At 72.9% G+C, this 24,980-nt stretch carries 25 protein-coding genes and 2 pseudogenes; 18 read left to right on the top strand and 9 right to left on the bottom strand.

Annotated elements, in window-relative coordinates; translation table 11 throughout:
• Positions 1 to 168: 168 nt before the first annotated feature.
• Positions 169 to 717, bottom strand: a complete 549-nt coding sequence (locus tag DRB89_RS10805; protein WP_162688534.1) for a hypothetical protein — start codon at positions 715 to 717, stop codon at positions 169 to 171.
• A gap of 188 nt (positions 718 to 905) precedes the next feature.
• On the opposite strand from DRB89_RS10805, the gene DRB89_RS10800 reads away from it, so the two are divergent.
• Positions 906 to 1,784, top strand: coding sequence for a GNAT family N-acetyltransferase (locus tag DRB89_RS10800; protein ID WP_112447981.1), 879 nt, complete (start codon positions 906 to 908; stop codon positions 1,782 to 1,784).
• Positions 1,785 to 1,863: 79 nt separating this feature from the next.
• Here DRB89_RS10800 and DRB89_RS10795 read toward each other — a convergent pair whose 3' ends face one another.
• Together DRB89_RS10795 and DRB89_RS10790 are read right to left on the bottom strand one after the other, a co-directional pair.
• On the bottom strand, positions 1,864 to 2,490 hold the full coding sequence (locus DRB89_RS10795) for a hypothetical protein (protein WP_112447980.1): 627 nt from the start codon (positions 2,488 to 2,490) through the stop codon (positions 1,864 to 1,866).
• Entirely contained in the window at positions 2,487 to 2,825 is a 339-nt protein-coding gene (locus DRB89_RS10790; protein ID WP_112447979.1) for a hypothetical protein, read from the bottom strand. Before DRB89_RS10790 ends, DRB89_RS10795 begins: the two co-directional genes overlap by 4 nt.
• A 190-nt stretch (positions 2,826 to 3,015) precedes the next feature.
• On the opposite strand from DRB89_RS10790, the gene DRB89_RS10785 reads away from it, so the two are divergent.
• Both DRB89_RS10785 and DRB89_RS44415 read left to right on the top strand, forming a co-directional pair.
• Positions 3,016 to 3,420 (top strand): STAS domain-containing protein, encoded by a 405-nt coding sequence (locus DRB89_RS10785; RefSeq protein WP_239516083.1) that lies wholly within the window; start codon positions 3,016 to 3,018, stop codon positions 3,418 to 3,420.
• 216 nt (positions 3,421 to 3,636) lie between these two features.
• Positions 3,637 to 4,128 (top strand): DUF5133 domain-containing protein, encoded by a 492-nt coding sequence (locus tag DRB89_RS44415; RefSeq protein ID WP_239516082.1) that lies wholly within the window; start codon positions 3,637 to 3,639, stop codon positions 4,126 to 4,128.
• 85 nt (positions 4,129 to 4,213) lie between these two features.
• Here the strand turns inward: DRB89_RS44415 and DRB89_RS44410 are convergent.
• The 3 genes and pseudogenes from DRB89_RS44410 to DRB89_RS10765 form a co-directional block, all read right to left on the bottom strand.
• A pseudogene (locus tag DRB89_RS44410) lies at positions 4,214 to 4,501 on the bottom strand (hydrolase); the annotation flags it as partial.
• Between the two features lie 53 nt (positions 4,502 to 4,554).
• Positions 4,555 to 5,685 carry a barstar family protein gene (locus DRB89_RS10770; RefSeq protein WP_112447977.1) on the bottom strand — a complete coding sequence of 377 codons (1,131 nt, stop codon included), beginning with the start codon at positions 5,683 to 5,685 and terminating at the stop codon, positions 4,555 to 4,557.
• 139 nt (positions 5,686 to 5,824) lie between these two features.
• Positions 5,825 to 6,328, bottom strand: coding sequence for a GNAT family N-acetyltransferase (locus DRB89_RS10765; protein ID WP_112453301.1), 504 nt, complete (start codon positions 6,326 to 6,328; stop codon positions 5,825 to 5,827).
• A gap of 23 nt (positions 6,329 to 6,351) precedes the next feature.
• On the opposite strand from DRB89_RS10765, the gene DRB89_RS10760 reads away from it, so the two are divergent.
• The 6 genes from DRB89_RS10760 (at position 6,352) to DRB89_RS10735 (ending at position 10,110) form a co-directional block, all read left to right on the top strand.
• Entirely contained in the window at positions 6,352 to 6,921 is a 570-nt protein-coding gene (locus DRB89_RS10760) for a DUF4328 domain-containing protein (protein ID WP_112447976.1), read from the top strand.
• A gap of 18 nt (positions 6,922 to 6,939) precedes the next feature.
• Positions 6,940 to 7,824 (top strand): DUF3626 domain-containing protein, encoded by an 885-nt coding sequence (locus tag DRB89_RS10755; RefSeq protein ID WP_112447975.1) that lies wholly within the window; start codon positions 6,940 to 6,942, stop codon positions 7,822 to 7,824.
• A complete protein-coding gene (locus DRB89_RS10750) occupies positions 7,821 to 8,324 on the top strand; it encodes an HAD domain-containing protein (protein ID WP_112447974.1) in 504 nt (167 codons plus the stop codon). The genes DRB89_RS10755 and DRB89_RS10750 overlap by 4 nt, the downstream gene beginning before the upstream one ends.
• A gap of 211 nt (positions 8,325 to 8,535) precedes the next feature.
• Positions 8,536 to 9,015 carry a hypothetical protein gene (locus tag DRB89_RS10745; protein WP_112447973.1) on the top strand — a complete coding sequence of 160 codons (480 nt, stop codon included), beginning with the start codon at positions 8,536 to 8,538 and terminating at the stop codon, positions 9,013 to 9,015.
• 206 nt (positions 9,016 to 9,221) lie between these two features.
• Positions 9,222 to 9,536: a glyoxalase/bleomycin resistance/dioxygenase family protein gene (locus DRB89_RS10740; protein ID WP_112447972.1), complete on the top strand. Its 315-nt coding sequence runs from the start codon at positions 9,222 to 9,224 to the stop codon at positions 9,534 to 9,536.
• A 106-nt stretch (positions 9,537 to 9,642) separates the two neighbouring features.
• Complete coding sequence (locus DRB89_RS10735) at positions 9,643 to 10,110, top strand: hypothetical protein (protein WP_239516081.1); 468 nt, start codon at positions 9,643 to 9,645, stop codon at positions 10,108 to 10,110.
• On the opposite strand, the gene DRB89_RS10730 is transcribed toward DRB89_RS10735, so the two are convergent.
• The gene (locus DRB89_RS10730; RefSeq protein ID WP_239516080.1) at positions 10,083 to 11,459 is read right to left on the bottom strand and encodes an MFS transporter; all 1,377 of its coding nucleotides are present in this window, start codon (positions 11,457 to 11,459) and stop codon (positions 10,083 to 10,085) included. The two genes, DRB89_RS10735 and DRB89_RS10730, sit on opposite strands and share 28 nt — an antisense overlap.
• Positions 11,456 to 12,184, bottom strand: a complete 729-nt coding sequence (locus DRB89_RS10725) for a helix-turn-helix domain-containing protein (protein WP_112447970.1) — start codon at positions 12,182 to 12,184, stop codon at positions 11,456 to 11,458. The genes DRB89_RS10730 and DRB89_RS10725 overlap by 4 nt, the downstream gene beginning before the upstream one ends.
• Positions 12,185 to 12,462: 278 nt before the next feature.
• Here DRB89_RS10725 and DRB89_RS10720 point away from each other — a divergent pair, with 278 nt between their 5' ends.
• The 6 genes and pseudogenes from DRB89_RS10720 (at position 12,463) to DRB89_RS10695 (ending at position 20,805) form a co-directional block, all read left to right on the top strand.
• Positions 12,463 to 13,362, top strand: coding sequence for an aminoglycoside phosphotransferase family protein (locus DRB89_RS10720; RefSeq protein ID WP_239516079.1), 900 nt, complete (start codon positions 12,463 to 12,465; stop codon positions 13,360 to 13,362).
• Positions 13,363 to 13,822: 460 nt separating this feature from the next.
• Complete coding sequence (locus tag DRB89_RS10715; RefSeq protein WP_239516765.1) at positions 13,823 to 15,472, top strand: carbohydrate binding domain-containing protein; 1,650 nt, start codon at positions 13,823 to 13,825, stop codon at positions 15,470 to 15,472.
• Between the two features lie 394 nt (positions 15,473 to 15,866).
• Positions 15,867 to 18,002, top strand: a complete 2,136-nt coding sequence (locus DRB89_RS10710) for a PIG-L family deacetylase (protein ID WP_112447968.1) — start codon at positions 15,867 to 15,869, stop codon at positions 18,000 to 18,002.
• A 293-nt stretch (positions 18,003 to 18,295) separates the two neighbouring features.
• A pseudogene (locus tag DRB89_RS46305) lies at positions 18,296 to 18,394 on the top strand (VIT family protein); the annotation flags it as partial.
• Between the two features lie 66 nt (positions 18,395 to 18,460).
• Entirely contained in the window at positions 18,461 to 19,354 is an 894-nt protein-coding gene (locus tag DRB89_RS10700; RefSeq protein WP_112446417.1) for a TIGR01777 family oxidoreductase, read from the top strand.
• A 200-nt stretch (positions 19,355 to 19,554) separates the two neighbouring features.
• The gene (locus DRB89_RS10695; RefSeq protein WP_112446416.1) at positions 19,555 to 20,805 is read left to right on the top strand and encodes an NAD(P)/FAD-dependent oxidoreductase; all 1,251 of its coding nucleotides are present in this window, start codon (positions 19,555 to 19,557) and stop codon (positions 20,803 to 20,805) included.
• A gap of 64 nt (positions 20,806 to 20,869) precedes the next feature.
• On the opposite strand, the gene DRB89_RS10690 is transcribed toward DRB89_RS10695, so the two are convergent.
• Positions 20,870 to 22,324: a regulator gene (locus tag DRB89_RS10690; RefSeq protein WP_112446415.1), complete on the bottom strand. Its 1,455-nt coding sequence runs from the start codon at positions 22,322 to 22,324 to the stop codon at positions 20,870 to 20,872.
• A gap of 173 nt (positions 22,325 to 22,497) precedes the next feature.
• Here DRB89_RS10690 and DRB89_RS10685 point away from each other — a divergent pair, with 173 nt between their 5' ends.
• The 3 genes from DRB89_RS10685 (at position 22,498) to lipA (ending at position 24,811) form a co-directional block, all read left to right on the top strand.
• Positions 22,498 to 22,842, top strand: a complete 345-nt coding sequence (locus tag DRB89_RS10685; RefSeq protein WP_112446414.1) for a hypothetical protein — start codon at positions 22,498 to 22,500, stop codon at positions 22,840 to 22,842.
• Positions 22,843 to 22,941: 99 nt separating this feature from the next.
• Positions 22,942 to 23,742: a lipoyl(octanoyl) transferase LipB gene (lipB, locus tag DRB89_RS10680; RefSeq protein ID WP_112446413.1), complete on the top strand. Its 801-nt coding sequence runs from the start codon at positions 22,942 to 22,944 to the stop codon at positions 23,740 to 23,742.
• A gap of 121 nt (positions 23,743 to 23,863) precedes the next feature.
• Positions 23,864 to 24,811 carry a lipoyl synthase gene (lipA, locus tag DRB89_RS10675; RefSeq protein ID WP_112446412.1) on the top strand — a complete coding sequence of 316 codons (948 nt, stop codon included), beginning with the start codon at positions 23,864 to 23,866 and terminating at the stop codon, positions 24,809 to 24,811.
• The last annotated feature ends 169 nt before the right edge of the window (positions 24,812 to 24,980 follow it).

The following is a 24,980-nucleotide window of genomic DNA, read 5'->3' as shown; positions in this document are numbered from 1 at the left end:
GGCCTAGGCCGTCTCTTTCGGATCTTGTCGGCCGAGCCCGCGGCGTCTGGTGCCGTGCATGGCAAGGCGGAGGGGCGCTGCGTGTACTGGACGTACTCGGGCGTCCCGACAACGCGGCCAGGCGCGGTGCCAGGCGTCGCGGGCCCGGCAAGATCCGAAAGAGCCGGCCTAGCCGGCGTGGTCCAGCGTCACCTCGATGTCGATCGGAGCGGACCGCCAGATCGCCCTGAGGAGGGGCTCCTGTTCGATCAAGCGGCGGGTGTCCGCGAGTGCGGCCGCTCTGGGGAGGCCGATCTCGGCACCGTCGAAGCCGCTGTCCCCGGGGCCGCTCCCGGGCAGGCTCGCCCAGGCGGGGTGGTCGGCGAAGGACGCCTGGAACTCCACCTTCCAGTACTGCGGCTGCCCGTACTCGTCGCTCTCGTCACCCTGCTCGGCGACGGCCAGGAGCCGCCCCAGGGACACGGCGGGCCGGCCCCCGGTCCAGTCCCACGCGCCCCATTCGACGATGAAGCAGTCGCCCTCGTTCTCCGGGCCCTCGATCCCCTCGACCGGGATCTGCACGAACTCCTCGAAGGCGGACCACGCGGCCTGCATGCTGCCGACCCGGCCGGGGACGACTCCGTACCGCCCCATGATCCGTTCGAGCGCCGCGGCAGGGGGCAGAAGCCCATGTCGATCGTCGGCCGGCTCCCGGCGCGGCCGTTGACGAGTGGCCATGACCCCACGGTCGTACTGCCTTCAATAACCCTTTGCCGAGGAACCGGTGGGCCAGTTAGGTTCGCCCGAGCCGTCCGTGGTGTTCCGGACCGGCACTGTCGACGAGGAGGTGTGGAGCACATGCGCACGAGTGCCCAGCGGGTGAGCCCGCGTACTTGCCTTTGCCACCTCCTCACGACGGAGACACCTTGTCGCTTCGCATCACCCCACTGACCGACCCCGCTCACGGGGCGCACAGCCGACGCCTTGCATGGCTGGCATCCGACGCCGATTCCATCCCCGTGGGGACGGCCTTTCTGCGCCTGTTCGATGGCGGACAGGCGCACCTGGCCGAACTGACCCTCCACGTCCATCCCACGGAGCGCCGCAAGGGCGTCGGCTCCAGACTCCTCGACTCCGCCGTGGCCGCCGCCCGGGACGACGCCCGGCGCTGTGTCAGCGCGCAGGCCGAGGCCGGATCGCCCGGCAACGACTTCCTGCCGGCCCACGGCTTCCGCAAGGTGCTCACCTTGAGATTCGCCCGCTTGCCGCTGGCCGACGTGGACCCCACCGCCCTCGCCGAGATCATCGAGCGTCCGCACCCCGGCTACCGGCTGGCGTCATGGCGGGGAACCGTCCCCGCCGACCTCGCCCAGACGTTCGCCGCCTCACGCCGCGCCATGGACGACATGCCCATGGAAGACACCGACTACGGCACCGTAACCTGGGACGTGGACCGGGTCCGGGCCGCGGCGAAGGCCGTTCAAGACCGCGGAGACCAGTTGCACACGGTCGTCGCCATCGACACCACCGACGACTCGATCGCCGGGTTCACAGAACTCGTCGTCCCCGGCAACGGCACGGGTGATGGCCAGCACTACGGCACCGGCGTGCTGCCCGAGCACCGCGGACACGGCCTCGGCCGATGGATGAAGGCCGAGTCGATCCGACAAGCCCACGGGCACCATCCAGACCTCGGCGGCCTCCTGACCGACACCGCCGACAGCAACACGCACATGAGACACATCAGCGACAGCCTCGACTACGTGCCCACACACACGACGGTCCAGTACCAGCTCGACCTGTAGGGACAAGCGGACGACGGGCCGGGCCGGGCTTGGGCATCGCCTGGTCCGGCCCGTCGGCACGTTCACAACAGGCCCTGGTTCAGCGTTCGGTCGGCCGGTCCGTGGGGCGTTTGTAGTAGCGCCAGGGGAAGGACCCGGCGCCCACCTGCGTCCACCCCTCGGTCTTCATCCGCCGGCGTTGGCCGCCGAAGGCCCGTCGGTGCTCCCAGACCCGGTCGGAGGCTTCCACCACGAGGAAGAACGGGCCGTAGTCCACGAGGTGCCAGCCGTCGCGCCCGGCCCCGTCGAGTTCGGCCAGCTCGCTGAACGCGGTGACCGGGGTGATCACCCGGCGCGCCGGGGATCCGTCCGCCGGGTCCACCCGGTCCGACCCGTGCGACCGGTCCGCCGCACCCGCCGCCGGCCCGGCCTTCGGAGCGGACGGCTTCACGGCGAACCGCTGCTGGGCCGCCTGTCGGCTCACCCCCAGGACCCCGCCCACGCTGTCCCAGCTGTGGCCCGCCGCCCTGGCCCCTTGGATGGCCTCCCGCAGGAGGCGGCTGGATTCCTCGGCGCCGACACGGGCCGCGGCCACCAGGCGCAGGAATCCCTCCGGGTCGCGCTCCAGCGACTCGGCGAGCCCCTCCGGGGCGCCGAGCACGGCAGCCGCGATCTCTTCCCGGATGGCGGCGACCTCCTGCGGGCTGAGGAGTTCGGCCTCGCTCACCGCCCGGCGTCCGCGGGGCCTCCGGAGGGGCCCAACGGCTCGAGCTCGTCGAGCCGTTCCTCATCGCGGGCCCGCCGCGCCCGACCGCCCACGGAGCCGTCGCCGCCGGCGGGCCGGGTCCGCAGGGCGGAGATCAGTACGCCCATGACCGCGACGAGCACGAGGTCCGCCCCGAGGAGCGCGGCGGTGCCGCCCGCCCCGAGGTCGTCGGCGAGAGCCATGGCCATGGCTATCAAACTCACCGCGAGGGCGAGCAGGCCCAGCGCGGAGGCAACCGCGGAATGGACGGCTCCGGACGTACCGGTCCCGGTCGGGGCGTCGTGTGAAGTGCTCATGACGTCAAGGTTTCCTTGACATGATCCTCTTTGTCAAGGAAACCTTGACACCGAGAGCCGGACGTCGGGGCCGGTCCGCAACCCGAGCCCGTTCCTGGCGCGCCGCACCCCGGCCTGGCCCCGGCCCGCGCGAGGATGAGCAGCCTCAGGTCCGGGACCCCGGCCCCGGGCCATGACGGAAAGGGGCATCGTGGCTGCTTCGTTCACCACCGAGACCGAGTGCCGCGGCAACACCGTGCTGATCAGCGCCATCGGAAGTCTGGACGCCTCCGCCGCACCGGCGCTGCACCAGGCCCTGCGGGACATCACCGCCGACACCGCGGTCCTGATGGTCGACCTGCACCACGTGCCGTACATGGACACGGCGGGCCTGCTCCTCCTCCTCGACCTGCACCGCCGGGCCGAATGCCTCGGCCTGCGCGTCCTGGCCGTCGGCTGGCAGGCCCAGCCCCAGCAGTTCATGGCCACCGTCGCCGGCATCCCCGGACCCGGCTCCTCCACCGGCGAGCGCTACGCCCTGGCCGGCTTCCGCCACCTCATCGAAGGCCGCGCCGAACGCGCCCGCGCCCTCGGTCTCGAACCCTCCCCCACCTGATCGGGCAGGGAGCACCCCGGAACCCGGACCGGGCGGTCGGGGGTTCCCCCAGATGGAGCGTGCCGTGTGCCGGGCGGCCGAACCGGGGCATAGCTTCCCTACGTGCCGTACGCGCCCCACCCGCGCTGCGCCCCACCCGCGCTACGTGCCGTACGTGCCGTACGTGCCGTACGTGCCCGCTCGCTCCTCGCGGCCTCGGATCGAAGGGATCCCCCCATGTCTCACCCAGCCGATCTCCAGGGCTCTCCGGGCAGACCGCTGCTCGCACGGCCGACGGCGGCATCGGCCGTGGGCATGCTGATGGCCACGACACCGTGCTCCGTCCGCGACGCGGAGAAGATCCTGGCGGCAGCGGCCGACCTCGCCGACGTGAACGTGCTGGACGTCGCGGCGGCAATGGCCGCGGGCCCCGGCGGTACGCCGCTGCCGGCGCTCCTGGAACGGGCCCTGCGCCACGCCGTCACGGCGGCACGGACCCCGAGCCGCGCGGCCGAAGCGCGGACCGGAGTCCTGCCGAGCCGCACCCGCGCCGAAGAGGTCCTCTCGCGCCTTCGCGGCTGCCAGGCCCGTCTGGCGGCCACGCCCGCGGACCCCGGCGCCCTGCGCGCCATGGACGACGCGGCGTACACCCTGTGCGTCCTGATGGGCCGGCCCACCGCGCACGACGCCGTGCTCGCGGCGGAGGAACTCCTGGCGTCACCGGCCTGATTCCCCGAACCCGTACGGACTCCTACGGGACGAGGGCCTGTGTCCGCGAGGCACGCCCGGCACCGGCACCCGCACTGGCGCCGCCGTCGGGTGTGACGGGACGGCCGGTCGCGACGTCGGCGACTCCCGAAGCGCCGCGCCATGTCCGGCCGGCGTCGCGGACTTCGGCGAACACCCCCGGTGTCCCCGCGCGGTGGACCCCGTCCATGGCGAACTTCAGTTCCCGGGGACGCAAGGGGGCCGACGGACTCGTGCTGCCGGCCGGGACGGTGCCGGCCTCGCTTGCCCCGTCCGGTGCGGGTGCCACCGCCACCGTGCCCGCGCACACGGTGAGCGCGGCCACGCTTCCACAGATCGCGAGTCGAATCCTCAAGACGGCTGTCCCTGCACGATCGGTGGGCGCGCCCCGCTCCCGATCCCCGCGGCTCACCGGAGCACGACGGTGACTCCCCGTCGTTCGAGGAGCCGCACCGTCTCCTCGAAGAAGGGGATCCGACCCTCCAGGTCCTCCACGACGTCCGCGAGTGCGCGGCGCGCGATCTCGGAGTCGTGCCAGATCAAGGTGAAGGGCGGGACCACTCCGAATCCGCCGCCCAGGCAGTCCTTGAAGGCGTTCCACTCCCTGCCGAAATAGCGCCCGGGCCCGAGCAGCGCCTCGGCGATCGCGCAGTGCACGCCGGGCACGTCCGTGACGAACCGGCCGTCGAGGTGGTGCTCACCGCCGGACCGGTCCGGCCGGGGCACGGGCACCCGCCAGGCACGGGTGCTGAGTTCCAACCACGCTTCCCTGCCCTGTGAGTCGTACGGAGCCCACCCGTTGGGCTCGGCCGGCGGGCCCTGGTACCACTGCTCCCAGACCGGGCGGACCGCCGGCGACGGCCGGTCCTCCCCGCCGTCGGCGAGGGTGATGTCCTCGAGACCGCCGCCGAGCACGGACGGGCGCGCTCCGTCGACGTCCAGACCCACCGCGCAGGAGGCCATCACCGCACCGTGGCGGTCCAGCACCAGGAGGTCGGCCCCGTTCCCCGTCCAGCGGCGCGGTTGCTGAGTCCCCGTCAGCAGCGGCTCCACGGCCTCGCATCCGATCAGCTCCAGGGGGACGGGAGCCGGCTCCGCCCGCGGCCCGAACAGTCCCCCGACATCGGTGCACCGACCCATGCTCCCGGTCGGCCTTCCCCCGAAGATTTCGAAGCGCGGTTCCGCCGACCGTACCGGCGCCCCCACGTCGGCCATGACTCCGGCGCCGACCACGATGTCGTACCGCGCCGGGTCCGCCGGGTGCGGTTGATGGGCCACCACCACCGCGTCGACGAGGGTCCACCACTGCACGGGCCGCTCTTCGTCCCAGACCTCGACGCACACCTCACCGAGCCCCCGGAACGAGGCATCGGGCTCGGCGAGAACGTCCTTCAGCGCGCCGTCGGGGCTGCATCCGCGAAGGGTGACGACCTCCCGCGGCAGCGGGACCGGTTCGACGAACAGCCCTTCGACGCCCGCGCACCTCCCCCAGAGCTGCTCCACGCCGTTCTCGTCCTCTTGGACCAGGAGGTACTTCACCGGGAAACCCCGGCCCCACCTGGTGTGATCCCCGACCTGCACCCTGCCCCCGACTCTGAATCACCGGCCTTCGCGCCTACGATACGGACCCTTCCGGCCCGTCCCGGTCGTTGCCGTGACGTCGACGTCGACGTCGACGTCACGGCAACGAGCGTGTGAGCCATACGTGCTCACCGCGGTCGTCCGTGGCAACGCGGTCCCGATCGAAGCCGAGCTTCTCCAGGACGCGGAGCGACGGTGTGTTCCACGTGCCGACGGTCGACCAGAGACGTTTCCGCCCGGTCGCGCCAGCGGCATCGACCACCGCCCCGGCCGCTTCGGTGGCGTAGCCGCGCCCGTGCGCGTGCCGGAACAGCTCGTACGCGATTTCCGGCTCCTCCAGGGTGGAGCGGCCGATGATCAGCCCGCAGTAGCCGATGAAGTCCCCTTCGTCACGGCGCTGGATGGGCAACAGGGCGATCCCCGTCTCCGCCGTCGCGGTGAGCAGCTCCGCGATGGACGTCCGGATGTGCTCGACCGTGGGGGTCCCCTTGCCGCGTTCGGAGAGGAGGGCACAGAACTCGGCGGCATCCGACTCCGCCCACGGCCGCAGTATCAGCCGCTCGGTCTCAAGGTGGAACGCCATCGTCTCGTACGTCGTCATGCTCCCCACTCTGCCCCACGCTCATCGCGGACCACCGCTGGAGCACGAGCCTCTTCACTGCCGCCACCGCCATCCAGGCAGACGGCCTCGACCTCGTCGACTCCCTCACCACCCTGACCGGTTTCGCGCTGCGAGGGGTCCACCTGGCCACGCTCGTGGTCTTCCTCATGTGGTTCCACCGGGTCCGCTGCAACGGCCAGGTGTTCCGCCCCGACGGCTTCAGCCAGTCCGCGGGCTGGGCCATCGGCGGCTGGTTCGTCCCGCTCGCGAACTTCTTCCTGCCGTACCGCACGGCGCGGGAGACCTGGGACGCCAGCACCCAGTACGCGAGCGACGGCTCCTACCGGGAGACCTCGGGCACCGCGGTGGTCGCCTGGTGGCTGACCTTCGTCGCCAGCGTCATCCTCGGCTGGAACTTCGCGCGGCGGTACGCGGCGGCCGGGACGCCCGAGGAGTTCCGCGACGTCTTCTCCTTCGGCACGGTGGCGGACCTGACCACCGTCGTGGCCGCGGGGCTGGCCGTGCTCTTCGTGCGCAAGCTGACCGCGATGCAGCACGTCAAGGCCACTCAGGGCCCGAACGCCGCCGCCTGACTCGGCGACACTGGGCCGATGAACTCCCGAGCCTTGCCCGCGCCTCACGAACAGGCCCTGCGCCACGTGGCGGAGCGGTCGTCCGGCGGCCCCTTGGATCCGAGGCTGCGGGTGACCCTCAACTTCCACCCGGACCGTTTGGCGGGCGGCAGGCCGATCCTCGAGGCCTTGGCCGAAGACGGCACGTACCACTCGCAGTTCGTCACGGGCACGAGCAACGGGGGCTTGACCGCCCACCCCGGCGGGGACCGCTGGCGCTGGGAGAGCCGGATCTTCGGCGCGGCGTACGACGGGGAGCCCGCGGCTGCCCGGCCGGTCTACGGAGCGCTGAACTTCCGCCGCAAGGTGGTCGGCGGGGCACCGCGGTTCGGGTCCGCCCACTTCCGGCTGGCCGCCGAGACGCTGGAGCGGACCACGTTCTGCTATCCGGACAGCTTCCTGGAGCCGTCCGCCTTCGGTGTCGCGGCCCGCATGGCGTTGATCGGACTCGCCGAGTCCGACGGTCAGGACGCGCTCGACGACTACGTCGAGGCTCACGTGCACGGGCCGGTCCGGCTCGACCGCGATGTGGAGGCCCTGGTCCTCGACCCCTGCTACCGCGGTACGGCCGTGGAAGCCTCGGCGCGGCGCCTTCGCTGCCCGGTCGAATGGCATCCGGGGTTCAGCCTCGCCGTCGCCGAGCTCCGGCGCCATCCCGGCTACCGCGGGCAGGAGTACGTCGACCTCGGCGTGGCGATCGCCCGGGACGGGCGGCTCGATCCGCGCGTCGTCGGGGACGCGGTCCGCTCCGGGCGCCACGACGAGCAGGCGCTCAAGCGGGTGTGGCACTGCGTGGGCCGCTTCGGGGCGCCCCCGGGGCCCGGCTGCGGCTCGTCGGGATCTGTCGCTATCGTGCGCTCATGACCGGCTCCGCGCGGCTTCCGCTGCTGTTCCTCGATGTCGATGGCCCGCTGATCCCGTTCGGAGGGCCGCCGAAGCGGTATCCGACGTACGCGGTGGACGGCGAACCGCTCGGCGCCGGCGTGAATCCGCTGCTGACCCGGATGGACCCCGGGCACGGGCCCCGGCTGGCGGCGCTCCCGTGCGAGGTCGTCTGGGCGACGACGTGGATGGACGACGCGAACGAGCGCGTGGCCCCTCGCCTGGGTCTGCCGCAACTGCCGGTGATGGTCTGGCCGGAGCCGTCCGCCCTCGATGACCAGGACGAGGCAAGCGGCCTGCACTGGAAGACCCGCGCACTCGTCGATCGGGCGGCCGGGCGCGCGTTCGCGTGGGTCGACGACGAGATCACCGACACCGATCGGACCTGGGTCGCCGCCCTGCTCCATCGCGTCGATCCCCGCCGCGGTCTGACCGAGGGCGACTTCGCGGCTCTCGACTCGTGGCTGCGGCGGCAGGTCTGACGCTCCACCCGGTGCCGCGCCTGATCGCCCGGGCTTGTCAGTGGCCACTGTTGGCTTGGGTCGCAGGGGCAGAACCGGGTACGGGGGGGGCGGTTGTCGTGGGTGCCGCACAATGTCGACTCCCCGGCTACGACGGCGCCAACACCCGCACCCGGCGCTGCTCCTTCGGGCGGCGCACTGCCCGACCCCTATTACCTGAGGACACCACAACGTGAAAGCAGAATTCTGGGTCGCCTTCGGCACCGGAGTCGTCGGCCTCAGCGCACTGATCACCGGCTCAATCGGCGCCGCCAAAGCCCGCGTCAAAACCATCGAAGACGCCTACATCGCACGCTACTGGCAAGTCCTCGACCGCTTCCCCGTATCGGCTCTCGTCGCCGAGGAGGACGGCACGGAATGCGTCGGCGAGGAACTCAGAGCCGTACGACTGTACTTGCGGCTTTGTGAGGACGAGCTGGAACTGCGCCAGCTGGGCTGGGTCAGTGCCAAGACCTGGGAGCAATGGCACCCCGGTATCCAAACCCAGCTGAATCAGTGGCCCGTCGCCGACGAATGGGCCCCCATCCGCGACCTCCAGCGCGCACCCCACCAGTTCCACCTGCTGCGCCGGCTGGACGCCACACCCGACTTCGACCCCTATCAGCCCCGCCCCTACATCGGCCGCCTCACGCGCCTGTGGCGGGGACTATGACGACGTGGGGAAGGCTTCGCGCCTGCCGATGAACCGCTGTGACCTTGCGGGCCGGCGCGCGGATCTGGTCGGGAACTCGCCGGCCCGCAGCCTGCGGAGCCCCAGCCCCAGCCTCAGCCGCAGCACGACCAGGGTGACCTGTGCGCCCTGTCCGGCCCTTGCCGCGTTGCGTCAGAGTCCGCTTCACCGTGCCCGCCAGGAGCCCCATGAGTGAACCGAGCAGCATCCGTGCGACCCTGCTGGTCCTGTACTCGCCCCAGCTTGAAGCATGCCGAGACTTCTACAGCGACCTCGGCCTGCGCTTCGCAACCGAGCAGCACGGCCAGGGCCCCCGCCACTACGCGGCCGTCTTCGCGGACGGCACGGTCTTCGAGATCTACCCGGCACGCCCCGGCCGCGAGACCAGCGTCCTTCGCCTGGGCCTCACCATTCCCGGTACCTCCGCGAAACCCCCGCTGGCACCCGGCCACCACCTACTCACGGACCCAGATGGCCGGACCATCGCCATCCAATCGACCTGAGCAAGGCTCTCGACTCGTGGCTGCGGCGGCAGGTCTGACGCTCCACCCGGTGCCGCGCCTGATCGCCCGGGCTTGTCAGTGGCCGCTGTTAGCTTCGGTCAGAGGCTTGGAACCGGATACGGGGGCGGTTGTCGTGGGTGCGTCGGGGTGGGAGTACTACGTTCCTTACCAGGAGGATCTCGGGGCGGCGTTGGACGCGCTGCGGCGGAGGGTCTTCGAGACGGGTGACTACTACTGGGATCCCGACGCCGAAGACGACGGCGGCAAGCCCAGGGGGCGGCCGTCGACGCTCGCCGAGTTGTGGGAGGACGAGCGGGTCCAGGAGGAAGGGACGCACTCGATCCTGGACATGCACAGGATGCTGCGGCCGGGTGAGGAACCCGACTACTGCACCGTGCAGCCCGTCCAGCCCCTCGAGGCTCGCCGGCTGGCCAGGACCGACCGCCCCACCCGGGCACACATAAACGCGCTGGAACCGCTTGCCGCTCGAAGCTGGTTCGGCAGGTGCGCGGTCCTGCACGATGCCGGTGGCCGGCCCGAGGAGATCTACTTCTGGGGGTTCTCCGGCGACTGAAGGGCCTCTGCCGGCCGGCTCCGAAGGGAGTGGGGCCGCGGCTGGGGCAGTGTCGGCAGAGCGGGGGGTACGGGCCCGCCGCGCCGGATCCACAGGAGGGCTCCGGCCAGCAGCACGGCGCCTCCCAGCAGCCAGGGCAGCGGCCCTGCCGGAAGGGAGCCGATGACCAGGCCGGTGAGGGCCGCCGTCAGTTGCAGGGTGAGCGACTGGACGGACAGCGCGGTGGCCCGGCCCGCGCTGGGGACGCGGCGGTGCAGGATGTCGTTCTCGCTCGGTCCCGCCGAGCCGAGGCCGAGGTAGACCATGCCGTAGCCGGTGACGGCGAGGACCATGGAGGCCGCTCCGGAGGCCGCCGCGGTGGCGCCGAGCAGGAGCAGCCCCGTCGCGCTGGTGCCGAGGCTCACCAGGACGGCGCGCTCGCCGCTTCCCGCGAGCCGGGCGGTCAGCGGCGCGAGGTGGCTGCCCACGGCGGAGCAGACGAATCCGGCGCACGCGAGCGCGGCGAAGAGCACCGCGCCCGATCCCGATCCGCCGGTGAGGGCCGCGGCCCGGCCCGGCGTCAGCAGTTCGATCGCGGCGAGGGCGCTGCCGGCGGCCCCCGCGCTGAGGAGGATCCGGCGGACCAGCGCGTCGCGGCCGCCGAGGCGCAGCCCCTCCAGGACGGTTGTCGGGATGCCGCGGAGCACCCCGCGCAGGGTGGCCGCCGGTCGGGGCGGCTCCCGCAGCGCGGTCAGGACGTACAGGACGAAGGCGATCTCGACGGCCGCGCCCAGGAGCGGCGGGGTGGAGAGGGGCAGGACCAGTCCCGAGCTCGCTTCGCTCAGTCGATCGCCGAGCTCGGGGCCGAGTCCGAGCAGCCAGGGAAGGACGCCACCGAGTAGCGTGCCCGCTGCGAGGGCGGCGGACGTCGCGGAGGAGCCGCGGGCGAGTCCGGTGCGCAGTTCGGTGTCGGGGCCCGAGTGCGCGTGGACGGTGTCGACGTACCAGGCTTCGGCCGGTCCGCTGGACAGGGCGCGGCCCGCTCCCATGAGGGCCATGCCGGCTCCGAGCGTCCAGGCGGTGGTGCCCAGGCCCACGAGGGTGAGGGCGGTCAGGTTCAGGACGCCGGCGGCGGCCAGGACGGAGCGGCGGCCCAGGACGTCGGACAGCCCTCCGGTGGGGAGTTCGAGCGCGGCGGCGGTGAGGGAGTGCGCGGCGAAGAAGCCCGCGATGGCGGTCATGGCCATGCCGCGCTCGGTGAACAGCAGGATCAGGGGGGCGATGGTCAGTCCCAGCGGCAGCCAGAACAGGACGCAGACGGTGACGTAGCGGCGGCGTGCGGAGGATATGTCCAGCAGCGGCCCGGTCACGACGCGTCCTCGGCTTCCGTGCCCGTGAGGTCCGTGCCTGCGAGGTCCGTGCCCGTGAGGTCCGTGCCCGCAGGGCCTGTCGCGGGGCCCGCCGCCGGGCCCGACCCCGCTGCGGCGGCGGGTTGCGGCTCCGCGCCGGGGTCGTGCGGGGCCAGGGGCAGCCCGGCGGTGAGGAGCATGACCTGCGTGGCGCGCGGATCCGCAGCATCGCGGGCGGTCAGCTCCGCCAGCTTCCGGTCGAGCGCTTCCCACAGTTCGGTGAGGGACTCCGGGGTCAGACGGGGCATCAGGTCGCTCATTCCGGACGGCTCGACCCATTCCCGGGCGAGCCGGCCGTCGGCGATGTCGGCCTCGTGCCGGGCGAGGGAGCGCTCCAGGTGCTCGACCTGGGCCCTGCGCGACAGGCTGACCCAGGCCAGGCTGTCCGGCGAGCCCTCCATGGCCTTGTTGCTCCAGGAGGTCAGGGAGTGCACCGCCTGCCAGCGGCGCTCCCTGCCGTCGCGGTTCCCGGCCTCCGCGACGAACGCGTACTTCGCCAGAACCCGCAGGTGATAGCTGGTGGAGGCGGACGACTCCGCGGTCCTGACCGCGAGTTCACTGGCTGTGGCCGGGCCGTCCTGGCGCAGCATCCCGAGCAGCCGGATGCGCAGCGGGTGGGTGAGTGCCTTCAGGGCTGCCGCGTCCTGTTCGGGATCGAGTACGCGCTTGCGCTCTTCGCTGACCATGACGGGATCGTAGAACTGCCCGAGGCTTTTCCAAAAGTATTTTTGCAGAGTTTCTTTGGGGGATTCGCGAGCGGTCCGGGGCCAGGCAACCCTCGCACGGCGCGTATGTCCAGAGAAGGTCAGCGCGCGCATGATCGCCTCGTGACGGCGCGGCCGCCCCGGCAGCGATCCCGGCAATCGTCCCCGACCGGAAAACCGCTCGACAGGCGGGCGCGCGGCGCACTGTGATGGCTCCGGCCGCCCGCCGCCACGGAGCGGGCCGACGGCAGGAGTTGTCCTTGGAGACCGAGACGGCCTCGCACACCCGCCCGGTGATCGACGCCGCACTGGTCCGACGCCTGGTCGACGCGCAGTTCCCGCAGTGGGCCGGGCTGCCCCTCAGACTCCTCGACCCGGCCGGCGCGGACCATGTGATCCATCGGCTGGGCGAGGAGCTGTCGGTCCGGCTGCCCCGCGGCTCCGGGGTCATCGGGCACGCCGAGAAGGAGTCCGAGTGGCTGCCCCGGCTCGCCCCGCACCTGCCGCTGGCCATCCCGGTACCGGTGGCGGTGGGCCGGCCCGGCCTCGGCTATCCGTGGCCCTGGTCGGTCTCCCGCTGGCTGGACGGGGAGGTCGCGACCGTCGAGGCACTGGCCGACTCGTCGGAGGCCGCCGTCGAGCTGGCGAGGTTCCTGACCGCCCTTCAGCGGTTCACACCCGTGGCCGTCCCGGCCGGGGGCGTCCGCGACGACCTCACCGCCGAGCCGCTCGCCGACCGGGACCGTGCGACGCGCGCCGCCATCGCGCGGGTCGGCGACGCGTTCGACGCCGCGGCCATGACCGGGCTGTGGGACGCGGCGCTGGGAGCCCCCGGCTGGGACCGGGCTCCGGTCTGGTTCCACGGCGACCTCCACACCGGCAACCTGCTGACCGTCGACGGCCGCCTCAGCGCGGTCATCGACTTCGGCGGCCTCGGCATCGGCAACCCGGCCCGCGACCTGACCATCGCCTTCACCCTGATGTCCGCCCGGAGCCGGGCCGCCTTCCGTACCGCGCTCGGCGTGGACGGCGCCACCTGGACCCGGGGCCGCGGCTGGGCCCTGGCCACCGGACTGAACGCGTACGTCCACGCCGCGGCCACCGACCCGCGCGTCGCCGCGCAGACCACGCGGCAGATCACCGAGGCGCTCATCGGCTGAGGAGCACCGATCCGCCGTGGCCTGTCGGCACGCCGTGGGCCTGTCGATCCGCCGTGGGCCGGCTGCCCCACGGCGGGCCGAAATGCCCCGCGGCGGGGGCTCCACTAGGGGCGGGTGTGGCCACTCTGTCGGGCCAGGCTCGCGAAAACGCGGCCCCCTTGTCAACCCTCACGGTTAGGAAACTTTCCGATTGGGGTAACCAACTTCCAGTTGGTCCAGACCTGTTGACGGCGGCCCTTCCGGAGGATTAGGTTCCCGGCCACGAAGCCGTCACGCAGTCGCCACGAAGCCAACTCCCCTGCCCCACCCGGCGTACGACCCTTCGGCGGGCTCCCTCCCGCCGCCGACTCCCCCACGTCCAGCGGCCGTACGCCCCGCGCTTCGCGCTTCGCGCCGTCCCCCCATTCCCACTGGAGGCACTTCCTTGCGTACCAGCACCAGCACCAGAATCCGAACCCGTCTGGCCTGCGGCCTCGGCGCCACCCTGCTCGGCGCGGCCGCGGTGTTGACCTCTCCCGGTGCGGCGTTCGGCGCCAACCTGCTCGGCAACGGCGACTTCGAGACCGGCAGCACGGCCGGCTGGTCCTGTTCCGGAGGCCTGGGCTCCGTGGTCGGATCCCCCGTGCACGGCGGGAGCAAGGCGCTCGCCGGAGCGGCGAGCGCCTCCGACAACGCCAAGTGCACGCAGACGGTCGCCGTGCAGCCCAACACCACCTACACCCTCTCCGCCTGGGTCCGCGGCAGCTACGTCTACCTCGGGGTCACCGGCGGGGCCTCCACCTGGACCCCCTCGGCCGCCGCCTACACCAAGCTGACCGTCAGCTTCACCACCGGCGCCTCCCAGACCAGCGCCGAGGTCTACCTCAACGGCTGGTACGGGCAGGGCACTTACCACGCCGACGACATCACCCTGGACGGACCCGGCGGCACCGTCGACACGCAGGCGCCCACCACGCCCGGAAGCCTCGCCTCCACCGGCAAGACCTCCACCACCGCGTCCCTGGCCTGGACGGCGTCCACGGACAACGTCGGCGTCACCGGCTACGACGTCTTCCAGGGCGGCAACAAGGTCGCCACCTCGACCACCACCAGCGTCACCGTGAGCGGCCTGACCCCCAACACGGCCTACGGGTTCACGGTCCGCGCCCGCGACCTCGCCGGGAACAGCTCGCCCGCCTCCAACCCGGTCAACGTCACCACCGACAACGGGACCACACCGCCGACCGGCTTCAAGCAGGCCGCACCGTACCTCTACCTGGGCTGGGGCAACCCACCGAGCGCGACGAGCGTGATGAACGCGACCGGCGCCAAGTGGTTCACCATGGCCTTCATCCTCTCCTCCGGCGGGTGCAACCCGTCCTGGGACGGCCAGCGCCCGCTGACCGGCGGTGTGGACCAGAGCACCATCGCCTCGATCCGCGCGGCGGGCGGTGACATCGTGCCCTCCATCGGCGGCTGGCAGGGCAACAAGCTCGGCCCCAACTGCTCCAGCGCCGAGGCCCTGGCCGGCGCCTACCAGCAGGTCATCAGCGCCTACGGCCTCAAGGCCATCGACGTGGACATCGAGAACACGGACGAGTTCGAGAACGCCGTGGTCCAGGACCGCATCCTGGGGGCACTCAAGATCGTCAAGCAGAACAACCCCGGCCTGAAGACCATCCTGACCTTCGGCACCAGCACCACCGGCCCGACCAGCTGGGGCAACCGACTGATAGAGCAGTCGAAGGCGCTCAACACCGGCATCGACGTCTTCACCATCATGCCGTTCGACTTCGGCAACGCCTCGACCGACATGTACGCCAGCACCGTCAGCGCGACCGAGGGCCTGAAGGCCAAGCTCAAGTCCACCTACGGATGGGACGACGCGACCGCCTACGCCCACATCGGCATCTCGGGCATGAACGGCATCAGCGACACCCAGGAGACCACGACCGTCCAGAACTGGACCGACATCCGCAACTGGGCCAACTCCCACCACATCGCGCGCCTCGCCTTCTGGTCGGTGAACCGCGACCGCGGCTGCCCCGGCGGCGGCCTGCAGGAGACCTGCTCCGGCATCGCCCAGAGCGACTGGCAGTTCACCTCCATCACGACCGGCTTCACCGGCTGATCCACCCTTCGCACCCCACCGGGGGCCGCCGCCGCACACCGGCGACGGCCCCCGGCCCGTGGCCGGTGGCCGGTGGCCGTTGAGCCGGGTGTGACCCCCGTCTCGGTCGGCGTCCCGCCCCGTCGGCGCAGCGCCCGGAAGAAGCGGTGCCCGGCACGCTCCCGCGGTCGGCAGAACGCACCCACCCACATCCCCAATGATGACAAATGGGATGTATCCGATGAATGGGAGTGATCGGATTGTATGCCTTCATATGCCTCTTGAGGGTGTGTCAGCCGCAAGCACCCGAGGCATAATCGGGCCCGGTCGCCTCCGGAAGCGGTGGGGCCATCGGGGCACCGACCCACCCCCCTCGGCGGAATTCCGCACCGGACCGATCCTCAAGGCGTTCTCGATGTCCCTGGCCAGCCGCACCCGCCTCGCGGCCCTGCTCACCACGCTCGCCGTCGCCGGCGCCGGGGTGACCACCTGGGCCTACGGACACGGGAGCGCGCAGGAGCCGGCGGCCCCCGAGGCGGCGCTCCCGTCGAGTGTGACCGAGGGCACGGTCCTCCAAGTCGTCGCGCACCCCGACGACGACCTCTTCTTCATGAACCCGGACCTGAGCCGCTCCATATCGACGGGCGTCGAGGTCTCCACCGTCTACCTCACCTCCGGCGAGGCCGACGGCCGCAACGAGGCCCACAGCCCGCACCTGCAGGATCCCGCCGGGCCCGCCGACCACGCCGCCTACGCCGAAGCCCGGCAGAACGGCATCCGCGCCGCCTATGCCCAGATGGCCACCGGGAACCGGACCAGCGCCTGGCAGCGCAAGTCCATACCCACCGCCGGCGGGGGCCGGGCCGAGGTGGACGTCCTCGTCGCCAGGCCCGAGGTCAACCTGGTCTGGATGCAGCTGCGCGAGGCCCGCAGCATCTCCGGCGACAATCCGGACAGCCTGCGCGGACTGTGGGACGGCAGGGTCCCCGCCCTGGGCGCCCAGCTCGCCTCCGGGACTCCGGTCAAGCCCTCGTTCTCGTACACCAGGGATCAGGTCGTGGAGGCCATAGCGGGCGTCTTCGCGACGTACCGGCCGACCACGATACGCACGCAGGACCCGACTCCCGGCCGGGCCCACGGCGGCGGGGCCTTCCTCGACCACCAGGACCACATGTACGGCGCCCGGTTCGTGCAGGCCGCGACCGAGCGCTACGCGAAGTCCGCGGACCGGCCGCACTTCTCGGTCCAGAACTACGTGAGCTACCCCAACAGCTCCCTGCCCCCGACGCTCGACCCGCAGGCGGCCGAGGAGAAGCTCGGCTACCTCAAGACCTACGCCTGGATGGACCACCAGGACTGGTGCGGCAGCCCCGCCGGCTGCGGCGACCGCAAGACCGCGACGCGGCCGGCCGGCGCCGGATGGAGCCAGACCCTGCGCTACGGCCGGGGCGACACCACCTCCTGGATGACCGAGGGCGTTCCCGGCCGGCTGTGGGCCTTCGCCGTCCTGGACGGCCGGATGGCGTACTGGTCGCGCACCGGCCCCAAGGCCGCCTGGCAGGGCCCCGAGTTCCTCCCGGGCGACGGGATCGACGCGGGCGCCACGGCGGTCCGGCTCCCCGACGGCAGGGTCGCGGTCTTCGGCACCCGCACCACCCTGGGCCCGGGACCTCAGGACTACGGGCGCGGCCTCGTGTACGCCGTCCAGGCCGCGCCGGACGGCGCGTTCGGCCCGTGGCAGTCGCTGGGCACCCCGGACACGGACGACATATCCGGCACTTCGGCGATCAGTGCGCCGGCCGTCGCCGTGGACCCCGCGGGCCGCATGACCGTGTACGTACGCGATTCCCGGCGCACCCTGCGCGCCCTCGCGCAGACGGCCCCGGGCGGTGACTTCGGCACGTGGCAGGCCCTGGGCGGCGCCGCCCTGCAGGGCGACCCCGTCACGGCGGCCGACGGCGCGGGCCGGCGCCACGTCTACGCGGCCACCGCCCAGAGCGTGCTGGCCTGGATCCAGCCGGCCCCGGGCGGCCCGTCCGGCGGCCCCTTCCCCACCGGGCTGCCGGCGACCACCGGTCCCCTCTCGGCGAGCGCGCAGGGCGAGGGCGTACGCCTGCACTTCCGCCGGCCGGGCACGGGCACCGTGGCCACGGCCCTGGCCACCGCGGGCGGGCCCGCGGGATCCGCGCCGAAGTTCTCGCCGGTCACCGAGGCGGGCGGCGAGGGCGGCTACGGCGCCGTCGGCGTCGCGGGCGGCGTGCTCGCCGGCCGCGCGGGCACGGGCACGGTCGCCGTGTCGGGCCCGGACGGCGCCCGGTCCTGGTACGAGTCCCAGATGCTCTACACGGGCGCACCGGCCGGCCTGGCCGAGCCCGACGGCACGGCCGTCGCCGTGGCCCTCGGCCTGGACGCCGGGCTGCACGTCACGACCGCTCCCCCGGCCGGATCCGAGCCGCTCGGCAGCCGTCCGCCGTCCTTGCCGTGGCACCGGGCCGTCCTGCCGCCGACGGTCGCGCCGAGCGGTCGCGCGGATTCCGGGTGGCAGCGCTGACGGGTGCGGGCGAGGATGGCGGCGACCACCCCGGAGCCCGGCCCGGGCCGTCTCCTGCCCCTGACTGATCCTTGCTGACCCCACCCGCTCCACCCGCTCCCACCTTACGTGCCCCCGTGTTCCTTTGCGACGCGGTGGACGGGATCCGCACGGAACGTACACGGCCCGCGATCGGGCCGGCCGCGCGGTCGCTGCGGCCGCGGCGGCCCCGGTGGTTGTGCAGGTCGCACGTGAGGCTTTCGAGGGGGCCCGGGTGCTCGCCTGGACGCGGAGGATTTTTTTTCCGCCGTCCGGCTCCGGCGGGGCGGGCCGTGCTGCGGAACGTCGCCGGGGGCGCGGTGGCGATGGCCGTGACGTACGCGGTGGGCACGTGGCTGGGCGCGGCCGGCTGACGGGGAAGCCGGGCCGGTCGCGCAAGACCCTGCGGACGGGGCGGGGGCATGGCGCAAGATGAGGGCATGCGTATCGCGGTCACCGGTGCCACCGGGCTCATCGGCAGCGCCCTCGGGCGGTCCCTGAAGGCGGACGGACACGAGGTCGTGCGCTTCGTGCGGCGGGAGCCTGCCGCCGCCGACGAGGCGCGGTGGGATCCCGCGCGGGGGTACGTCGATCCGGCCGGGCTGGCCGGCTGCGACGCCGTCGTGCACCTCGCCGGGGCGGGGGTCGGGGACCACCGGTGGACGGACGCCTACAAGCGGGAGATCCGCGACAGCCGGGTCAAGGGCACGGCCGCCATGGCCTCGGCCGTCGCCGTCATGGCCGAGCCGCCCTTTGTGTTCGTCTGCGGAACCGCCATCGGGTACTACGGCGACACGGGTGACACCCCGGTCGACGAGAGCGCCCCGGCGGGCGAGGGGTTCCTGCCCGAGGTGTGCGTCGCGTGGGAGGCCGCCGCCGCGCCCGCCCGGGAGGCCGGGATCCGGACCGTGTTCGCCCGTACCGGGCTGGTCGTCGCGGCCGAGGGCGGGGCCTGGGGGAAGCTGTTCCCGATCTTCAAGGCCGGCATCGGCGGCCGGCTCGGCAGCGGGCGCCAGTACTGGTCGCACATCTCGATGCACGACGAGATCGCCGCCCTGCGCCACCTCCTCGACACGCCCTCGCTGGCCGGGCCGGTGAACCTGACCGCCCCCGAGCCGCTGACCAACCGCGAGGTCACGGCCGCGATGGGCCGGGTCCTGCACCGCCCGGCGGTGTTCGCCGTGCCGGCTCCGGTCATGCGGGTGGTGCTCGGGGAGTTCTCCCAGGACGTGCTGGGAAGTCAGCGGGTGCGTCCCGCCCGGCTGCTGGAGTCCGGCTTCGTCTTCCGCCACCCCGGCATCGAGGAGTCCATCCGGGCGGCGCTCGAAGCGTAGGCCTTTGCCTGGGTTGTGCCCGGGTCGTGCCGGGGGAGCGCACTGGCCTTTCGCGTGCGACCGTACGTGACCCGAATGCGACCGGCGTGCGACCGGAGTTGACCGAGCCGTCCGCAATAGCCCACCCGACTCGGGTTCCGCCGGAGCGGGTTGGGGGAAGGAGGTCCCCACACAGCCGGGCCGACCTCGGGGAGGGGCACGTGCTCAACAGCGCACACGCACATCACGCGGACGTGATCATCGTAGGAGCCGGAGTCTCGGGACTCACCGCCGCGCACCACCTGATCGCCGCGGGAGTCACCGTCATCGTTCTGGAGGGTGCCGACGATCCCGGCGGCCGGATGGCCACCGAGACCGTCGACGGCTTCCGGCTCGACCGGATCGGCCAGCTCCTCAACACCGCCTACACCGAGCCCGCCCGGACCCCCGGGCTGGCGGACCTGGTCCTGCGGCCCTTCGCGCCCGGTGCCCTCGTCCACACCGACGGAAGGACGCTGCGCGTCGGCGCACTCACCCCCGCACGCGCCCTGACCAGCGGCTCCCTCGACCAGGCCCGGATCGCCGCGGCCCTCAAACGCCTCGCCGCACTGCCCGAGGAGCGCCTCCTCGCCCGTCCCGAGCGCACCGCCCACGCCGCCCTGCGCTCCCGCGGGCTCGGTACGACGCTGCGCCCGCTGCTCTCGGCGCTCCTGCGCGATCCCGCGCTCACCACCTCCAGCCGCGTCGCCGACCTGGCCCTGCGGACCTTCGCGCGCGGCCGGCTCGCCGTACCCGAGGGCGGCGCCGCGACCCTGCCCGGCCTGCTCGCGGCCGCGCTGCCGCCCGGCACCGTACGGACCGGGGTCCGGGTCCGGTCCGTGGCCACCAACCTCGTCACCACCGAGGAGCACGGCGACTTCAGCTGTCGCTCCGCCGTCCTCGCGACCGGCGCACGAGCCGCCGCCGAACTGCTCCCCGGCCTGCGGGTGCCGGCGTTCCACCAGGTCACCGTCATCCACCACGCCACCGCCGCCCCGCTGCCCTGGGACGGCTCGCTGCTCCTGGACGGCGACCCCAAGTGGCCCGTCGCCCACACCGCCGTGATGAGCGCCGTCGACCCGACGCGCGCCCCCGCCGGCCGCAGCCTGGTCACCACCACGGTGCTCGGCCCGCCGCCGCCCGCTCGTACGGTCGCCGCGCGCCTCGCCCGGCTCTACGAGACCTCGCCCCGCGAGTGGGAGCTCCTCGCCGTCCACCACACCCCCGAAGCCGTCCCCGCCATGCCCCCGCCGCTGGACACCCGGCGCACGGTCAGGGTCCTGGCCGGGCTGTACGTGTGCGGGGACCACCGCGACATCAACACCGTCGAGGGCGCGCTGCGCTCGGCCCGCCGCGCCGCCGGGGCCGTCCTGCGCGACTTCGGCATCCCGCTCCCGGCCGCCCCGGAGGCCGCGCTTCCGGTGGCGGCCTGAGCCAACCACCCGCCCGGGCCGGCGGGGCGGCCGGCCCGGGCCGCCACCCCGCCGGCCCGCAGGGTCAGGACAGGGCCGCCACCCGGTCCCGGTACGTCCGCACGGCCGAGGCGTCCCGGTAGGGCTCCAGCCGGCGCTCGAAGTCCCGTACGTACTCCACCGCGCGCACCGACCGCATCTCCATCGCCTGCTGCGCCGCCTCCGCGCCCAGCGCGCACGCCTGGTCCAGCTCGCCCAGCCCCAGCCGGGCCGTGGCCAGCACCACCCGGCAGAACAGCCGCGAGCGCGCGTACCCGGGCGCCCGCAGCTGGAGCGAGCGCTCCGCGTGCTGCGCCGAGGCCCGGTACTGCTGCAGGTCCCGGTGGCAGTGCCCGAACTCGTCGGCCAGCTGCGCCTCGTCGTAGCACCGCGCCCAGTGCGGTACGTCGTCACCGGGCCGGGCCGCGCCCAGCGACCGCTCCGCCCGCACCAGCGAGGCCGTGGCCGCCCGGACCTCGCCCAGCACCGCGTGCCCTCGCGCCTCCGCCGAGTGCAGCAGCGCCTGGACCACCGGCGGCGGGCCCGAGCCGACGCCCTGCTGGGCGACGCGGGCCAGCTGCACCGCCTCCCGGCCGTGGCCGAGGTAGACCGCCTGCCGGCTCATGGTGACCAGCACGTACGCCCCGTACGGCCGGTCCGCGGCTGCCTGGGCGAGGCGCAGCGCCTGCACGAAGTACCGCTGGGCGAGCCCGTGCGCGGCGATGTCGTACGAGGTCCAGCCCGCGAGCCGGGTCAGATCGGCGGCGGCGGAGAACAGCCGGCGCCCGGTGGTCTCCCCGTAGGTGCCGCGCAGCATCGGCTCCGCCTCGTGCTCCAGGTAGCGCACCAGGGCCTGGCGGGCATGGCCGCCGCCGTAGGCGTGGTCCAGGGTGCGGAACAGCTCGCTCACTGATCTGAGCGCCGCGATGTCGCCGCCCGTCACCCGCTGCCCGGGCCCGCGGTCGATCTGGCGCTGGCGGGGCACCGAGGCCCGGCCCTGCACGGGCCGGCCCTGTTCGGGGACGCGGGAGGCGGCCTGTTCCGCCCCGCGGCCGACCCGCTCGTCGGCCCGCCCGATGAGCCAGTCCCGGCTGGGCACCACCAGCCCGGCCGGGGTGAAGGCGATCTTGCGCAGCTCGGCGTGCGAGCCCGAGTCCTTGCGCCACAGTCCGCTCGCGATGTCGACGGCCTCCTCCGGGGTGGCCGCGAACTCCAGCCCGGCGTACACGGGGGCGCACGCGTCCAGGCCCAGGTCCTGGGCCGAGAGGCGCCGCCCGAGGCGCCGGGTGAACACCTCGGCGATCAGCGCCGGGGTGGTCCCGCGCGGCTGCTGCCCGCGCAGCCAGCGGGTCACGGAGGTTTTGTCGTACCGCAGGTCGAGACCGTGCTCGAGACCGAGCTGGTCGACGCGGCGGGCGAGCCCGGCGTTGGAGAACCCGGCCTCGGCGATCAGTGCCGCGAGCTGCCGGTTGGGGACACGCTGGGCAGGTCGTTCCGTCATCGGCTCCACGGTTTCCTGACGTGACGGACCGGAGTCCCGGCCCTGTGAACGGCGTGAATGTAGCGGCGAACTTCGCCTACACCGCCCCCTCTGTCCCACATTCATCCGATCGTGTGGAGAACCGGTAGGGGTCTTTACGGACCGACCCCCTCCACCCGCGTACGCTGCGGGCCATGACCCGCCGGACCACCGGGGAGCAGCCCCCGGAGCGCTGCGAGGACCATGCGGATTCCGCCACGGCCCCGCTTCCCGCGCCAGAGCTGACCGAGGCGGAGTGCCGGCGCTGCGGGACGTACATCGCCGGGCTCGACGGGCGGTACGCGTGCGGGGTCTGCGGCTGGGTGAACGACCACTCCGAGGGGCACCGCAGGCTGCCCCGGGCGGACGAGGACCCGGACCGGCCGGCGAAGGGGCGCAGACGCCCGCCACAGCTCCCGGGACCGCCCGCGGAGCCCGCGCCCGGGCCCGTGGATCCGGGGCCGCGCGGGCCTTTCGCGCAGGCCGCGGCGGGTGGCTGACGGGCCGCTGACGGGCCGCGAGGGGGTCGCCGTACCCTTGGCTGGTGCGATACGTGCACACAGCAAGTTCGACGGCAGGTTCGATGAGGAGGCGCCGCGGTGGCTGATCTTGGGTTTGTCCATCTGGGCTTCGGACCGGACGCCGTGGAGTACACGGTGGCCTGGGAAGAGCAGCGCCGGGTGCACGCGGCCCGCTTCGCGGACGAGATCGGGGACACCTGCCTGCTGCTGGAGCACCAGCCGGTCTACACCGCCGGCCGGCGCACCGCCGACAGCGAGCGCCCGCTCGACGGCACGCCCGTCGTGGACGTGGACCGGGGCGGCAAGATCACCTGGCACGGCCCGGGCCAGCTGGTCGGCTACCCGATCATGAAGCTGCCCCGCCCGGTGGACGTGGTCGCCCACGTGCGCCGCCTGGAGGACGCGCTGATCCGCACGGCCGCCGAGTTCGGCCTGGAGACCACCCGCGTCGAGGGGCGTAGCGGCGTCTGGGTGCTCGGCGACCCGGTGGAGGAGCGTCCGCGGATCGGCGGGCTGTCCCTCGACTTCGACCCGCGGCTGGCGGACGAGGAGTTCGACCCGCGGCTGAACGGCCCCGAGTACGCGCCGTCCAACGCCGGCCAGCGCCGCGAGGACCGCAAGCTCGCCGCCATCGGCATCCGGGTCGCCAAGGGCGTCACGATGCACGGGTTCGCGATCAACGTGAACCCGGACAACACCTGGTTCGACCGGATCGTCCCCTGCGGGATCCGGGACGCCGGTGTGACCTCGCTCTCCTACGAGCTCGGCCGTGAGCTCACCATCGCCGAGGTGCTGCCGGTCATCGAGCGGCACCTGAAGGACGTCCTGGAGCAGGCGGAGCTGCTGCCCCGCGAAACGGCGCCCGCACCGGTCTCCTAGCGGCCCTGGCCGCCGCCGGGGAATGGGCCCGGCGGCCCGCAGGTTGGCCGACGTAAGAGCGTATGAAATTACGGGCGTACCCTGGTGGGCGCCGAAGAATCGAAGTCACAGGGAGCCGGTCGTGTCCGCAGTCGCACCCGACGGACGCAAGATGCTGCGCCTCGAGGTCCGTAACGCCCAGACCCCCATCGAGCGCAAGCCCGAGTGGATCAAGACCCGGGCGAAGATGGGTCCCGAGTACACCAAGATGCAGGCCCTGGTGAAGGGCGAAGGACTGCACACGGTGTGCCAGGAGGCCGGTTGTCCGAACATCTACGAATGCTGGGAGGACCGCGAGGCCACCTTCCTCATCGGTGGCGACCAGTGCACCCGGCGCTGCGACTTCTGCCAGATCGACACGGGCAAGCCCGAGGCGCTGGACCGGGACGAGCCCCGCCGCGTCGGCGAGTCCGTCGTCACGATGGACCTGAACTACGCCACCATCACGGGCGTCGCGCGCGACGACCTGGCGGACGGCGGCGCCTGGCTGTACGCGGAGACCGTGCGCCAGATCCACCAGCAGACGGCGGGCCGCGCGAGCGGCCACACCAAGGTCGAGCTGCTGGCCCCCGACTTCAACGCGGTCCCGGAGCTGCTGGAGGAGGTCTTCGCCTCCCGCCCCGAGGTCTTCGCGCACAACGTCGAGACGGTGCCGCGCATCTTCAAGCGGATCCGTCCGGGCTTCCGCTACGAGCGCTCGCTCGAGGTGATCACCAAGGCGCGCGCCTACGGCCTGATCACCAAGTCCAACCTGATCCTGGGCATGGGCGAGGAGCGCGAGGAGGTCAGCCAGGCGCTGAAGGACCTCCACGAGGCGGGCTGCGAGCTCATCACCATCACCCAGTACCTGCGGCCCTCGCCGCGCCACCACCCCGTCGAGCGCTGGGTGAAGCCGGCCGAGTTCGTCGAGCTGGCGAAGGAGGCCGAGGACATCGGCTTCTCCGGCGTCATGTCCGGCCCGCTGGTCCGGTCCTCGTACCGGGCGGGTCGCCTGTACCAGCAGGCGATGGAGAAGCGCGCGACCGTCTGAACGGACTGTGTGAATTCGCGCACAAAGTCTTACCGATAGGTAACACCGCATCGACGCGGCCCCTAGGCTCTTCCTCGGAAGTGCCCGGCGGGTCGCGTCGGCGTTTGCAACGTGTCCATCACATTTGACCGAGTGGTCACGCCCTGGTAACACCATTCAGTGACGATTG

Origin of the sequence: Streptomyces sp. ICC4 (assembly GCF_003287915.1) — a bacterium.
Lineage (GTDB): Bacteria > Actinomycetota > Actinomycetes > Streptomycetales > Streptomycetaceae > Streptomyces > Streptomyces tritrimontium.
Note: the sequence above shows the minus strand (reverse complement) of the source record. Positions and strands in the feature narration are given on the sequence as shown.

Bases quoted from the DNA above. Each gene is read 5' to 3' on its own strand.
- DRB89_RS10805 (WP_162688534.1), bottom strand. From the start codon at position 717: ATGGCCACTCGTCAACGGCCGCGCCGGGAGCCGGCCGACGATCGACAT.
- DRB89_RS10790 (WP_112447979.1), bottom strand. From the start codon at position 2,825: ATGAGCACTTCACACGACGCCCCGACCGGGACCGGTACGTCCGGAGCC.
- DRB89_RS44415 (WP_239516082.1), top strand. From the start codon at position 3,637: ATGTCTCACCCAGCCGATCTCCAGGGCTCTCCGGGCAGACCGCTGCTC.
- DRB89_RS10765 (WP_112453301.1), bottom strand. From the start codon at position 6,328: ATGACGACGTACGAGACGATGGCGTTCCACCTTGAGACCGAGCGGCTG.
- DRB89_RS10755 (WP_112447975.1), top strand. From the start codon at position 6,940: ATGAACTCCCGAGCCTTGCCCGCGCCTCACGAACAGGCCCTGCGCCAC.
- DRB89_RS10750 (WP_112447974.1), top strand. From the start codon at position 7,821: ATGACCGGCTCCGCGCGGCTTCCGCTGCTGTTCCTCGATGTCGATGGC.
- DRB89_RS10740 (WP_112447972.1), top strand. From the start codon at position 9,222: ATGAGTGAACCGAGCAGCATCCGTGCGACCCTGCTGGTCCTGTACTCG.
- DRB89_RS10725 (WP_112447970.1), bottom strand. From the start codon at position 12,184: ATGGTCAGCGAAGAGCGCAAGCGCGTACTCGATCCCGAACAGGACGCG.
- DRB89_RS10710 (WP_112447968.1), top strand. From the start codon at position 15,867: ATGTCCCTGGCCAGCCGCACCCGCCTCGCGGCCCTGCTCACCACGCTC.
- DRB89_RS10700 (WP_112446417.1), top strand. From the start codon at position 18,461: ATGCGTATCGCGGTCACCGGTGCCACCGGGCTCATCGGCAGCGCCCTC.
- DRB89_RS10690 (WP_112446415.1), bottom strand. From the start codon at position 22,324: ATGACGGAACGACCTGCCCAGCGTGTCCCCAACCGGCAGCTCGCGGCA.
- DRB89_RS10685 (WP_112446414.1), top strand. From the start codon at position 22,498: ATGACCCGCCGGACCACCGGGGAGCAGCCCCCGGAGCGCTGCGAGGAC.